The following is a 13,507-nucleotide window of genomic DNA, read 5'->3' on the forward strand; positions in this document are numbered from 1 at the left end:
CGCCAGCAGGAGAGTGGCATCCGCTCTTTACTGAACGGTAAGCCGAGGGGGGAGATATGATTAGCACATTCGATATTTTTAAAGCGGGCATCGGTCCTTCCAGCTCGCATACCGTCGGGCCGATGAATGCCGGGAAGCGGTTTATCGAGCGCCTGGTAAGGCTGGGGGATATTTCCCAGGTTACGCGGATTGTGGTCGATCTGTTTGGTTCTCTGTCGCTGACCGGGAAAGGCCATGCTACCGATGTCGCCATTATTATGGGGCTGGCGGGAAACAGCCCGCAAAGCGTGGATATCGACGCCATCGCCGGCTTTATTCAGCAGGTGACCCGCAGCGGACGCCTGCCGGTCGCCAACGGTGCGCAGACCGTGGACTTCGATATTACGCAAGATATTATTTTCCACACCGAAACGCTGCCGTTTCACGAAAATGGCCTGCGTATCACTGCGTGGAACGGCATAAGCCCGTGGGAAAGTCAAACCTATTACTCTATCGGCGGCGGCTTTATTGTCGAAGAAGGGGGGACGGAGCAGGCGCATGATGCGCAACGCCCGGTACCCTTTGATTTCCGCTCGGCCGCCGACCTGCTGCACCTGTGCGCGCGCAACGGACTTTCGGTCTCCGGGCTGATGATGCAAAACGAGCTGGCGCTGCGCGGTAAAGCGGAGATTGATGCCGGTTTTATGCGCATCCACGCGGTGATGTGCGACGGCATCGACCGGGGGATGAATACCGAAGGGGTACTGCCCGGCCCGCTGAACGTTCCGCGTCGCGCGGCGGCGTTAAGGCGACGGCTGGTCTCCAGCGATAGCCTCTCCAGCGACCCGATGAACGTCATCGACTGGATCAATATGTTCGCCCTGGCGGTCAGCGAGGAGAACGCCGCGGGCGGGCGGGTGGCTACCGCGCCGACCAACGGCGCGTGCGGCATTATTCCCGCGGTGCTGGCCTATTACGATAAATTCCGTCGCCCGGTCAACGCCGGTTCGCTGGCCCGCTATCTGCTGGCGGCCGGGGCGATTGGCGGGCTGTATAAAATGAATGCCTCCATTTCCGGGGCCGAAGTGGGCTGCCAGGGGGAGATAGGCGTCGCCTGTTCAATGGCGGCGGCCGGCCTGACCGAACTGCTTGGCGGCAGTCCGGCACAGGTTTGCATTGCGGCCGAAATTGCGATGGAGCATAACCTGGGACTGACCTGCGATCCGGTGGCCGGTCAGGTGCAGATCCCCTGTATTGAACGTAATGCCATCAACGCGGTAACAGCGGTGAATGCCGCGCGGATGGCGCTGCGTCGGACCTCCGAGCCGCAGGTTTCGCTGGATAAGGTTATCGAGACCATGTATGAAACCGGCAAGGATATGAACGATAAGTACCGCGAAACCTCCCGCGGCGGGCTGGCGATCAAGGTTGTTTGTACATAGTCATCTCCGCAAAGACGGGGCGGCGTGTCGCTCCCGGTTGTGTCGCATGATCGGGTTCAGAACGGGCTGTCATTTCTGGCGTGGATGGGCTCCCCGCTGATGGGATGGACAAAGTGCAGCTCACTGGCATGCAGCATCAGGCGCGGGGTCCTTTCGCTACCGGGAAACGACAGGCCCCCGTAGAGATCGCAGCCTAAAATCGGGTGTCCCCGCAGCTGACAGTGGATGCGCAGCTGATGAGTGCGCCCGGTCTCCGGGAACAGCTGCACCCGGGTCACCGCCAGCGCGCTACCATCTTCCCCCCTGCGCTGCAGACGTTCCAGCACCCGATAGCGTGAGCGGGCGGGCTTGCCGCGGGTTGCACAAATCGTCATCCGTGGGAAGCGCGGCGGATCTTTGGCGATAGGCGCATCAATGACCCCTTCATCGTCAAGCAGATGACCGCACAGCAAGGCGCTGTAAACTTTACTCACCGTTCGCTGGCTGAACTGCTGGCAGAGCGCGGCGTTGATCGCCTTATTTCTGGCGACCACCATCAGCCCGGAAGTCCCAAAATCCAGGCGGTGAACCAGGGTGCAGCCGGGGAACGCCTGCACCAGCCGATAGTGAACCGAATCGAGATTTTGCGGATTTTTCCCCGACAGGCTGAGCAGGCCGCCGGGTTTGTTAATCAACAGCAGGTGTTCATCCTGATAGAGGATCGCTATCGGGGTATGGCACGGTGGCGCAACGAAAGTATCGACAAGGGTGGACATGGCGTGGCACTTAAAAAGGGTGGCAGCGGATGATAGCGAATTTTTCGCCCTCTGGCGACCGCCGGCGCTGAGCTGGGGGAGGCGTGCGGCCAGGCCGTAGCGTTCAGCCGACGGGGGAAAGGGGCGATGGCCCGGCGAAAATGCTCACCAAAAATAAGGGGGTTACGCGATGGCGCTCATTATTTCATTGATAATAAGTCTCATCTGCATTTAAATGGCGATGCCGCGACCGATCGCCCATCAGGGTTATCCGGCATGCGTAGGATGGTGCGGAAGGTGCGGCGCAGACCGATATCATTGAGCAGACACCTTGTCAGGGAGAGACGATGGAAAGCGTAAAATACGGTGAAGAGTTTATTGCCAGGAGTAAAGCGGTAAGCGGATGTTTTGCGATGTTTATCCTGGCGATGGGCATCACCTTTTTTCCCCTTTTTATTAATAACAGCGCCGACCTGATGGCTCGCGGGCTGCTTATCCCGCTGCTGTTGGCGACAGAGTTTCTTATTATTGTTCCCCTTTACTACTTCTTCTTCAGGAAAAGAGAGGGGCTGGGGCGCGGGAGCGTCGATCTGAAAACGCTGCTGTCGCTGTTTGCCATCATTCTGCTTCTGCAGTGTATTTTTCCGTGGCTGACGGGGATGAGCAAGCCCGAAGGCTGGAGCGTCTCCCAGGTGGCGCTCCCGGGATATCTCTTCTGGCTCAATGCCATCGCGATGGTGGTGCTTGCCCCCGTATACGAAGAGATTGTCTTTCGCGGCTGCCTGTTTAACGCCTTCCGCTTCTGGTTCAACGATCGGATTTACGGGTCAGCGATTGCGGTGTCCGTGCTGTTTTCGCTTATGCATCTGCAGTATTCCGATTTTCGCACCTTCCTGCTGTTATTCATGATCTCATTAACCCTGGTGGCGGCCAGGGTGAAATCAAAGGGGCTCCTGATGCCGATCCTGCTGCATGGCGCAATGAACGCCATGGTGCTCGGCATCCAGTACAGTGCCTGGGGAGCGGGCGCCGCAGGCTAAAGCCGGCTTCATATCTCAACGCTGCGGCGCAAACAGGGCGCCCTCCAGCGCTTTGAACTGCTGCCAGCTGACATCATCGATTTCAATACCGTGCTGCAGGCGATATTGCCGCTGCTGCTGCTCCGCATCGCCGGGCAGCAGCAGCCCGTCGTCGTCCCGCGATGTTCGGGTCCATGCCAGCATGTCGGCCACGGCCTCGCTATAGCGCTCGCCCGCGCCGAGCAGGGTCGGGTCGAAGACGATCGACAGCATGTTGTTGATGATACCGGGCCCGGCGGGAGGCGGGGCGCTTTCGGTTTCTCCGCCGGTCAACGCCGCGCCGAGCAGGCTGCAGATCAGCGCCAGTCCGGCGCCTTTATGGGCGCCGAACGCCAGCAGCGCGCCGAGCGGCTCCTGCATCAGCCAGCGCGGATCGCGGGTCGGGTTGCCCGCATTATCCACAGCGCAGCCCGGCGGCAGCTCCCGTCCCGCGTTCCAGGCGATGCGCGCTTTGTTGCCGGCAATCGTGCTGGTCGCGAAATCAAGCACTACAGGCGGCCTGCCGGCGACAGGAATACCGACGCAGAAAGGGTTGGTGCCAAAGCGCGGGCGCTGGCCATTGAACGGCAGCACCACCGAGCGGGCGCCGACGTTAGCGAAATGTAAGGAGACCAGCCCCGCCGCCGCCGCCTGTTCTGCCCAGGCGCCGATGCGCCCAAGATGATGGGTCTGCGCCAGGCCCATAATACACACGCCAAACTGCCGCACCCGCAAAATGGCCTGTTCGATAGCCAGCCGACCGGTCAGCTGGCCAAAACCGTTGCCGCCGTGAAAGGAGATAACGGGCCCGGCATCGCGGAGCAGCCGCGGAGTGGCCTGCGGATCGAGTTCCCCGGCCCGAATGGCCTGGATATAGCGGGGAATAAGCGTGACCCCGTGCGAGTCATGGCCTTGCAGCGACGACTCGACAAGATTATCCGCCACTTCGCCGGCAATAGTCTCCGTCACTCCGGCTTCCTGCAGATGCTGGCGTAAATAACGACGTAGCTCATGATGATTGAAAACCGGCATAACCGCTCCCTGTTTATTCCTCTCAACAATATGAGCGGCAAACTATAGCGCCGTTTATTTCTTAACATAACGACAGAAACTAACTTTATATATCTGAAAAACGCATAGTGATAATCGGGTGTTAATTCTTGCCGGCAAAATAGACCACGATGTCATTTAACTGTTATCACCTGACGGACGTCCGGATTAACGGGAATAATATATAGCAATAAATAATTTATTAATCCCGGGAAATGGCTTCAGGATAAATCGACTTTTTTATATACGCCTCAGGATATGACGGCGATCGGTGGGTTGATTATTGACGGGAGCGGCAATGAATTTACGGCAAGGCAACGGGATATCTTATCGATGGAAACGGCCGGCAACGGCCTTATTCCTGTTCAGTACCCTGCTGGTGGCGACCGGGGCCAGGGCAGAGGGCACCATCGGTATTGCCCAGCAATACGGCATTGGCTATCTGATCCTCGACGTGGTGAGAGATCATCAGCTGATCGAAAAGCATGGCAAGGATGAAGGGCTGGATATCAAAGTCGAATGGCGAACGCTGTCCGGGGCCACCGGACTCAATGAAGGGCTGCTTTCCGGTGCGCTGGACGTGGTGGCCGCCGGCGTCCCGCCGGCGCTGACGCTGTGGGACCGCACCCGGGGCAAGCAGAATGTCAAAGCTATCGCCGCATTAGGGTCGATGCCGAACTACCTGCTGAGTAACAACCCGGCGGTGAAGAGCGTGCAGGATCTGAGCAGCAAAGACCGTATCGCGGTACCCGCCGCCGGGGTGGGTTTTCAGTCGCGGACGTTGCAGATAGAGACCGCGCGGCTGTTTGGCGCCGCTGACTATAAGCGCTTCGATAACATTACGGTCAGCCTCCCGCACCCGGACGCCAGCGCGGCGCTGATTGGCGGAAAATCGGAAATTACCGCCCATTTTTCCAGCCCGCCTTTTCAGTATCAGGCGCTGGAGCATGCCGGTATTCATAAAATATTAAGTTCCTATGATGTATTAGGCGGACCGGGAACCTTTAATCTGCTCTATACCACGGAGAAATTTCATGATGACAATCCAAAAACCTATCGCGCCTTTTTCGCTGCCTTAGCGGAAGCGCAGGAAATCATTAAAGCCGATAAAGCCGGGGCCGCGCAATCCTATATTCGGGTGGAACAGTCTAAGCTCCCGGCGGCGTTTATCGAGAAAATGATCGCAGACCCGGAAAATAATTTCACTATTACCCCGCAGCGGACGTTTGTTTATGCCGATAAGCTGTATCAACTGGGGATACTGAAACATAAAGCCGAATCCTGGAAAGATTATTTCTTTAGCGAAGCGTATACCCTGCCGGGGAGTTGATATGTCTGAAATATCCGCCGCATTACCGCCGCCGCTGCTGCGCGTTGAGGGCGTTAATCTGCAATACCGCACCCGCGAGCGGCTGGTGCAGGCCACCCATGACGTCAGCTTTGACGTCTGGCCGGGGGACCGGTTTGTCCTGCTTGGGCCGTCCGGCTGCGGAAAATCCAGTTTACTGAAAGCCATTGGCGGGTTTCTGCCCCCGGTCTCCGGGGCGATCCGCCTGGCGGGAGAAACGGTTAATCGCCCTGGCCCCGATCGGATGATGGTTTTTCAGGAGTTTGACCAGCTGCCGCCGTGGAAAACGGTGGCGGAAAACATCGCTTTCCCGCTGATCGCCAGCCGCCGGGCGGGGCGAGCGGAGGCGATGGAGCGCGCGGAGTACTTTCTGCATAAGGTGGGGCTCGGCGCGTTTCGCCATGCTTACCCCAATACGCTCTCCGGCGGGATGAAGCAGCGGGTCGCCATTGCGCGCGCGCTGGCGCTGCATCCCCAGGTCCTGCTGATGGACGAGCCTTTTGCCGCCCTCGATGCGTTGACCCGGCGCAAAATGCAGGAGGAGCTGCTTAGCCTGTGGCAAGAGGTGCGGTTTACGCTGCTGTTTGTCACCCATTCCATCGAAGAGGCGCTAATCGTCGGCAGCCGGGTACTGCTGCTGTCGCCGCATCCCGGGCGGGTGAAGGCCGAGCTGAACTGCCATCAGTACACGCTGGCGGACGCCGGCGGGGAGGGGTTCCAGGCCGATGTCGCGCGGATCCACGACCTGTTATTTCCGCCCCCGGCATCACCCGAGGTCGGCGCAAAGGATCATCACTCAGGGAGTCAATATGAGCAACCTACCTCCTGTCCGGCCTGAATTTCAGCGCGAGCTGCCGCCGCTGGAGAATTTCACTCTTGCCGAACCGCTGCCGCTGCACGTGCGGCTGGGAAATCAGGCGTGGCTGCGTAAATCCCTGTTGCTGCTGGTGCTGATCGCCGTATGGGAAGGGGCGGCGCGCTGGCAAAACAATGATCTGATGTTTCCCGGTTTCTGGCAAACCTTTACCGCCCTGCATGAGGATATCGCGAGCGGCGAGCTGCTCCGCCGGGCGTGGCTGTCGGTCAGTTTGCTGTTAAAAGGCTATCTGCTGGGTACGCTTCTGGCGCTGCTCATCAGCGCGCTGGCTATCTCGACGCGCCCTGGCCGGGATTTACTGAGCACCCTGACGGCGATGTTTAACCCGCTTCCCGCCATCGCGCTGCTGCCGCTGTCGCTGCTGTGGTTCGGCCTGGGGAACGCGAGCCTGGTGTTTGTGATCGTCCATTCGGTGATATGGCCAATGGCGCTGAATACCTGGTCCGGCTTTATGGGGGTGCCGGAGACGCTGAAAATGACCGGGCGTAACTATGGATTAACCGGATGGCGTTACGTGCTGTGGATCCTGATCCCCGCCGCGCTGCCGGCGCTGCTCTCGGGGCTGAAAATCGGCTGGGCCTTTGCCTGGCGGACGTTGATTGCGGCGGAGCTGGTGTTTGGCGCGTCGAGCGGCAGCGGCGGGCTCGGCTGGTACATTTTTCAGAACCGCAACGAGATGTATACCGACCGGGTGTTCGCCGGGCTGGTCATGGTCACCGCCATTGGCCTGCTGGTTGAGGGGCTGGTATTTGCGACGCTGGAAAGGCTGACGGTGAAACGCTGGGGTATGCAGAACTAGCGCCGGGCAAGAGGGAGAAAAACGCGAATGATAGCGATGAAAGTGCCGGAAAATTATCTGCAGCAGGCGGGGGTACTCAACAAGGTGGGGGAATACGTTGCGCCGCTTGCCCGCCGGGTATTGATTGTCGCCGGCAGCCATGCCCTTGGCGTGGCCGGAGACACGCTGCGTCACAGCCTTCAGCGCGCAGGTATCGGTTTCGACGTCGCCCGTTTAACCGGGAAATGTACCCTCGCGACCGTGCAAAATCTGGCGCGCCAGGCGCAGGAGAGCGGTGCCCAGGGCGTGGTTGGCCTCGGCGGCGGCGCGGTGATGGATACGGCAAAAGGCGTGGGGGAGCTGGCCGGGCAACTGCCGGTGATTCAGGTGCCCACGGTGGCGGCAACCTGCGCCGCATGGTCGCCCTTCAGCGTGCTTTACAACCACCGGGGCGGGCATAGCGGCAGCCTGCCGCTGCGGCGGTTTCCCGCCTGGATCCTGGTGGATAGCGAGGTTATCGCCGCCGCGCCGGTGCGTTTTTTAAAAGCCGGGATTGTCGATGCGCTGGCGAAATGGTTCGAGTTCAGCCCCTATCAGTCGCCAGACGGCGACGCGCCCGGCCTGACGCTGCAGCTTAAGTTTTCGGCGATGGCGCTGGAAGTTTTTGAGTCGTCTGGCATGCAGGCGCTGGAGGATAATCGTCGCCAGCGGGTGACCCGGGAGTTAGTGCGAACCATCGATGCGGTGATTGCATTCGCCGGGCTGGCTAACAGCGTCCGCGATGAGAGCCAGCGGATTGGCGTGGCCCACGCGATTCACAACAGCATGACCCATCATGAGGCGTTTCATCACTGGCTGCATGGCGAAAAGGTGGGCTACGGGCTGGCCGTACAGGCGATGTTGCAACACCGTCATCCGGCCGACCGCGAGCCGCTGCTGGGCTGGCTGCGGCGGATGGACGTGCCGCTGACGCCTGCGGAGTGGGGAAGCGGCGATCCGCTCCCCCTGCTGGCAGGCATTGCGGCAGGGGTGCAGATTAAACCTGAGGCGCGTGAACATCTGCCCTTCCCGGTGGATAGCGCCAGCCTGCAGCAGGCGCTGCTGGCGACCCTCAACCGGCAGTAGACGGTGAACGCCCGCGCTCGTCGGGCGTTGATCCCGGGCAGGGTTAGCGCTCGCGCCGGGCCATGAACTGCGCCAGATCGACCAGACGGTTGGAGAAGCCCCATTCGTTGTCATACCATGCGAGGATCTTGACCATATTCCCGCCAATCACCAGCGTCGACAGGCCGTCGACGATCGATGAGCGCGGGTCGCCCTGATAGTCGCTGGAGACGAGCGGTTCGTCGCTGTAGCCGAGAATGCCCTGCAGCGGGCCGGAAGCGGCGGCCTGACGGAATGCCTCGTTGACTTCCTCCGCCGTCACCTCGCGTTCCAGCGTGACGGTAAGGTCGACAATCGACACCACCGGCACCGGTACGCGCAGGGAGTACCCGGTCAGGCGGCCATCCAGTTCAGGGATCACTTTGCCCAGCGCTTTGGCGGCGCCGCTGGAGTAGGGAACGATAGACAGCGCAGCCGCCCGGGCGCCGCGGAGATCTTTTTCCGGCTGGTCGTGTAACGCCTGGCTGTTGGTGTAGGCGTGGGTGGTGTTCATCAGGCCGTGTTTGATCCCGAAATGCTGATGCAGGACCTGGGCGGCGGGGGCAAGGCCGTTGGTGGTGCAGCTGCCGTTGCTGACGACCGCGTGCTGCTGCGGATCGTACCGTTCGTGGTTGACCCCCATCACGATGGTTAAATCATCATTCTTACCCGGAGCGGAGATGATGACGCGTTTTGCGCCGCCGCGATCAATATGTACCGCCGCCTTTTCGCGTTCGGTGAAGAAGCCGGTGGCTTCGATAACGATATCGACTTCGGCATCGCGCCACGGGATACGCGCCGGGTCGCGTTCGCTGTAGACGACAACCGGTTGACCATCGACGCGCAGCTGCCCGTCGGCGGCCTCCACGCTGACCGGCAGGGTGCCCAGCAGCGAGTCGTATTTCAACAGGTGGGCCAGCGTTTTGCTGTCCGTCAGATCGTTGATCGCCACAATCTGGATATCAGGATTACCCAGCGCCGCGCGCAACACGTTACGTCCAATCCTGCCGAAACCATTAATACCGACCTTAACCATGATCCACTCCTTATTTGTTGTCTCTGGTTTTACTGTAGGTTGTCGGCATTTTGGCGTAAACGACAAATAACGATCACTTTACGCCATTTTGCGGCAGTGAAAGCGCTGCCGATATTCGCCCGGGGTGAGGTGAAGCTGTTTTTCGAAGATGCGGCGCAGGTTAATGGCGCTGCCGAGACCGGATTGTTCGGCGATGTTCTCCAGGGTGTCGCTCGTTTGCTCCAGCAGCTGCCTGGCGGCGGCGAGCCGGGCCTCGGCGACATAGCGCGCCGGAGACGCCCCGGTTTCACGGGTAAACACGCGGGTAAAATTGCGTGGACTCATCGCGACTTTTGCCGCCAGCGCTTCCACGCAGAGATCGGCGGTGATATTGGCGAGGATCCACTTCAGCAGCTCGCTTATCGGACCTGAGCTGCTGATTTGGTCGAGGTTGTAGCGGCTAAACTGCAGCTGACCGCCGGGGCGACGGAGATACATCACCATATCCTGGGCGATATCGCGGGCGAGGGTGAAGCCGTAATCGTCTTCCACCAGCGCCAGCGTCAGGTCGAAACCGGAGCTGACGCCGCCGGAGGTCCAGATCGGACCGTCCTGAATATACAGCGGCCCGCCTTCCACCCGCACCTCCGGGAAGGCCGACTGCATGGTGTCCAGCAGCTTCCAGTGGGTGGTGGCCCGCCGGCCGTTCAGCAGCCCGCTTTGCGCCAGCAGCATCGCGCCGCCGCAGACGGAGGCGATGCGCCGGGCGTGGGGCGCGGCGAGGCGCAGCCAGTCGACCACGGCGATACCTTCCTGCTCGTTTTGCCCTCTGCCGGTGATGATGATGGTATCAAGCGGCTCCCGCGGATCGACCTCGTGAAGACGATGGTCGGCAAGCAGGTTCAGCCCGGACTGGCCATGGATCACCTGATGCGGCTGGGTGGTGGCGAGGGCGATACGGTAGCGCGGGCGCTCCACTCCCTCCGCGTGCAGTCGGTTGGCCTGCATCAGAATGTCGGCAATACCGGCGGATTCAAACAGCATCCCGCCGTCGGGGACGATAATCAGTATTTTCTTCATGTCCTGAAAAGTAAACCTTTGACAAAATAAGTCAACAGGGAGTCGGGGGAATGAACGGTTCAGAGGGGGATGATGGCCGGCTAGCGGCGCGATGTGGCGCTGCCCCGGGAGATAAAAAAGCAGCAATGCGGCCATAGCGCATTGCTGCCCGGAGGTTAACTCCGCTGGCGCGCAGGCCGCTCGCCGGCCGCCAGAGGATTAAAAGTCATACTGTAACGCGAGACGGTTTTGCCAGAAATTTTTATCCGCGGTGGAGTTGGTCTGTACGCCAGCAAAGTCCGTGAGGCTCAGTCCGTTCAGCGGCCCCCCGAAACGGTAGGTGCCGTAGATCAGGTATTCGGACTGATGGCTGCTGGAAGCGCCGGCCGCGGGGGTTAAATCCATAAACGAGTAGCGGCTGCCGAGGGAAACCTGCTCCGTGGCGGCCCAGTTCAGATCGGTGGAGTAGGCGTTGCCGCTGCCGAGGTCCTGCGTACTGGTAAAGAAGGGCTGCGCGAAGTAGGGACCGGAAGAGGTATTGTGCGCGTACGGCGTCACCAGGGCGCCGTTGCCGTAAGCGTTACCGTTGGCGGCGATGTGGTTATAATTCAGCGTCCATGCCAGAGCCGGGGCCAGCTTCATACTGAACTGCGCGCCATAGCTGGTGCTGTTCACCTCGCCGGCCAGCGCTTTGCCTTCGCTCAGGCCGCGAATGAACTGGAGGCCGATTTTGGGCGCAGCGGCATATTCGTTCCACGAGAGGAAGCTGTCGGCATAGACGATCCGCGTGTAGTCGTCATAGTTTTCGTACCACATCTGGGCGTTAACTTTTTGTTCGCCGAACTGCAGGGCCCGCCCGCCGCCGACGCCCCACATCCCGTTGGTGCGTTGCTCTACGTCGGTATAAGCGGTGGTATCCAGAAACTGGTCGTCGCCCCAGGGCTTATAGCGGGTGATTTTCGTGGCATGCAGGAAATTGTCGCTATCGCCATAGCTGGCATCAACCGCCCGGAAAAGTATCGGCGTAATGCGCCAGTCGTAGTCGCCGATGAAGGGAATATTAATCCGCTGGTCGCCGGCGGTGATTCTGAACTGGTCATAATGCCAGCTGAGCCAGGCTTCGCCGACGCCGGTTTCATTGGGCCCCAGCTCGCCGATCAAATGATCATCGTTATGGGAAATCCCGCGCTGCAGAATGCCGCTGACGCCGAGGCTGACGCCATAATATTCCGCCGTGGCGTATTTTACGTTGCCGCCGTAGCTGACCGTGTCCTGCGATAGGCCCGAAACAAAATAGGCGTTATGGGTCGAATAATATAGTGTGCGCAGGCTGCCGCTGACGCTACCGCAGGTAAAGAATTCCGCTAGCGAACCGGCGCCGCCGGATTCACAGTCCGAGGTTAAGGGAATTGCGGCCTGGCCGGCCGGGATGAATAATCCCTGGGAAATGAGCAACGCCCCCAGCGTCAGTCCACGTTTCATGGTTTTGCTTTTCATTTACATCACCCTGTTAAATATCGCTTCAATTTCGGGAAGGAAAATACCGGCCATTAAGATGGCGGGTAATAACGTTGTGCTTTTATTTTGTAGGGCGGCCGGTAAGCTTCGGGCTTTTATTTATCGGTTAAGGACAACGGGTTGTTGTCTAAGACTAACTGGTCGCGCAGCGCCCAGCCGCGCAGCTTACCTGGGTTAAGCAAACCGTCTGGGTCGATATATTTCTTAACGGCGACGACGTCCGGGCGAATAATTCCCTGCTTGCCGTCTTCAACCTGAAAAACATGCGGGTTATTAATCTTGATATCGTTATCGCGGAATATCTGCATAATTTCATTAAGCCGTTCTTCTGTCGAATAGCGCACCAGCTGCAGGCCGCTGGCGGTAATATTGCCATCATTATCGCGCAGGAATTCAATATGCGAGATGACCTCCCCGGCGAACCGCTGCTCCATCTGCAAAATTTGCTCCGGGAAATGCTGATAATTAAACGCCGTTTGTAAATAGGTCAGCGTATTGTCAATTTTGAGCGCATGTAGCGTGGTGTGGTTCCAGCAATATTCCATTAATGAGGCATGGTTCTCCCGGGCCTCGTCGCCGCTCTGGCGGATGGCGTTTTCTCCCCGATGCTTCGGCACCAGACCGGCGCAGAGCCCTTCACTCTCCTCGGCGATAACGCTGATGACCGCGTGCTGCCCGGCCCGATAGTGGCCCTTGAGGTGGCTAAAATAGGCGGGGATCGGCGCGGCAAGCAGCGCGAGCTGGCGCTTGACGAAGCCGGGCGAGCGGAGGCACTCGTTGGCATAATTCAGGGCGTCGGCGAAGTCGTCAAACACATCCAGGCGTTCGATCCAGCGGTGCACGGGAGCCAGCGCCAGTTCGACTTCAAGGATGATGCCGTTGCTGCCGTAGGCGTGATGAAGCAGCAGCGCCTGCGGTGCCGGAATGGTCAACACGCGGGGAGAGGCCTCCACGGTCATCACTTTGACGCTGAGCACATTGCCGGGCGCCGCCAGGGGACCGTAGTTAATGGAACCGATGCCGCCAAAACCACCGCAGTAGAGGCCGCCTAAGCTGGCCAGACGAAAGGTCGACGGCATACAACGCAGCTCCCATCCCGTCGGGCGGGTGGCGTCTTCAATCTCCGCCAGGCGAATGCCGGCCTGGGCGCGCACCGTGCCGTTTTTGAGTTCGCAGATCCGGTTCAGGGCGGTCATCTCCACCAGGATTCCTCCCTCCAGAGGCACCAGCTGGCCATAATTACCGGTGGCGCTGCCGCGTAGGATCAGCGGCAGCTGCTGCTGTACGCAGGCGGCAACCAGCTGTCGCAGCTCTTCTTCGTCCCGCGGACGGACCACCGCATCCGCCTGTTTTCCCTCAAGCTGCTGGTTGAGCACCGGGCTGAACCAGTGAAAATCGCGGGAAAGACGTTTGATCTTCGCCGGCTGTAAGGTCCACTCCAGCTCCGGCAATGCCTGCTGGATCAGCGCGACCGCCTGTTGACGTTGCTCACGAGTCATCATTTTT

The 13,507-nt window shown here is 59.7% G+C and carries 12 protein-coding genes; 6 read left to right on the forward strand and 6 right to left on the reverse strand.

The features are described from left to right. The first annotated feature begins 56 nt into the window (after positions 1 to 56). Entirely contained in the window at positions 57 to 1,421 is a 1,365-nt protein-coding gene (tdcG, locus tag ACI2JR_RS13340) for an L-serine ammonia-lyase (protein WP_462478748.1), read from the forward strand. Between the two features lie 56 nt (positions 1,422 to 1,477). On the opposite strand, the gene ACI2JR_RS13345 is transcribed toward tdcG, so the two are convergent. Beyond that, entirely contained in the window at positions 1,478 to 2,176 is a 699-nt protein-coding gene (locus tag ACI2JR_RS13345; RefSeq protein WP_462478749.1) for an RluA family pseudouridine synthase, read from the reverse strand. A gap of 326 nt (positions 2,177 to 2,502) precedes the next feature. On the opposite strand from ACI2JR_RS13345, the gene ACI2JR_RS13350 reads away from it, so the two are divergent. Further along, on the forward strand, positions 2,503 to 3,195 hold the full coding sequence (locus tag ACI2JR_RS13350) for a lysostaphin resistance A-like protein (RefSeq protein ID WP_462478750.1): 693 nt from the start codon (positions 2,503 to 2,505) through the stop codon (positions 3,193 to 3,195). Between the two features lie 15 nt (positions 3,196 to 3,210). On the opposite strand, the gene ACI2JR_RS13355 is transcribed toward ACI2JR_RS13350, so the two are convergent. Then, a complete protein-coding gene (locus ACI2JR_RS13355; RefSeq protein WP_132724538.1) occupies positions 3,211 to 4,245 on the reverse strand; it encodes a malate/lactate/ureidoglycolate dehydrogenase in 1,035 nt (344 codons plus the stop codon). A gap of 316 nt (positions 4,246 to 4,561) precedes the next feature. Between ACI2JR_RS13355 and ACI2JR_RS13360 the strand changes: the two genes are divergently transcribed. From ACI2JR_RS13360 to ACI2JR_RS13375, 4 genes are read left to right on the forward strand one after another with little or no spacing between them, the layout of a single operon-like run. Then, positions 4,562 to 5,593 carry an ABC transporter substrate-binding protein gene (locus ACI2JR_RS13360; protein WP_462478751.1) on the forward strand — a complete coding sequence of 344 codons (1,032 nt, stop codon included), beginning with the start codon at positions 4,562 to 4,564 and terminating at the stop codon, positions 5,591 to 5,593. 1 nt (position 5,594) lies between these two features. Continuing rightward, entirely contained in the window at positions 5,595 to 6,449 is an 855-nt protein-coding gene (locus tag ACI2JR_RS13365) for an ABC transporter ATP-binding protein (protein ID WP_132724534.1), read from the forward strand. Continuing rightward, positions 6,421 to 7,287: an ABC transporter permease gene (locus tag ACI2JR_RS13370; protein ID WP_462478752.1), complete on the forward strand. Its 867-nt coding sequence runs from the start codon at positions 6,421 to 6,423 to the stop codon at positions 7,285 to 7,287. The genes ACI2JR_RS13365 and ACI2JR_RS13370 overlap by 29 nt, the downstream gene beginning before the upstream one ends. Positions 7,288 to 7,314: 27 nt before the next feature. Then, on the forward strand, positions 7,315 to 8,391 hold the full coding sequence (locus ACI2JR_RS13375; RefSeq protein ID WP_132724530.1) for an iron-containing alcohol dehydrogenase family protein: 1,077 nt from the start codon (positions 7,315 to 7,317) through the stop codon (positions 8,389 to 8,391). Between the two features lie 43 nt (positions 8,392 to 8,434). Here ACI2JR_RS13375 and gap read toward each other — a convergent pair whose 3' ends face one another. From gap to ACI2JR_RS13395, 4 genes are all read right to left on the reverse strand, one after another. Beyond that, positions 8,435 to 9,445, reverse strand: coding sequence for a type I glyceraldehyde-3-phosphate dehydrogenase (gap, locus tag ACI2JR_RS13380; RefSeq protein WP_462478753.1), 1,011 nt, complete (start codon positions 9,443 to 9,445; stop codon positions 8,435 to 8,437). Between the two features lie 78 nt (positions 9,446 to 9,523). Beyond that, a complete protein-coding gene (locus tag ACI2JR_RS13385; protein WP_132724526.1) occupies positions 9,524 to 10,504 on the reverse strand; it encodes a GlxA family transcriptional regulator in 981 nt (326 codons plus the stop codon). A 198-nt stretch (positions 10,505 to 10,702) separates the two neighbouring features. Beyond that, positions 10,703 to 11,980 (reverse strand): TonB-dependent receptor, encoded by a 1,278-nt coding sequence (locus tag ACI2JR_RS13390; RefSeq protein ID WP_462478754.1) that lies wholly within the window; start codon positions 11,978 to 11,980, stop codon positions 10,703 to 10,705. A 116-nt stretch (positions 11,981 to 12,096) separates the two neighbouring features. After that, positions 12,097 to 13,503 carry an FAD-binding oxidoreductase gene (locus tag ACI2JR_RS13395; RefSeq protein ID WP_462478755.1) on the reverse strand — a complete coding sequence of 469 codons (1,407 nt, stop codon included), beginning with the start codon at positions 13,501 to 13,503 and terminating at the stop codon, positions 12,097 to 12,099. Positions 13,504 to 13,507 lie beyond the last annotated feature (4 nt).

The organism is Klebsiella sp. NPDC088457 (genome assembly GCF_044900465.1).
GTDB lineage: Bacteria > Pseudomonadota > Gammaproteobacteria > Enterobacterales > Enterobacteriaceae > Klebsiella.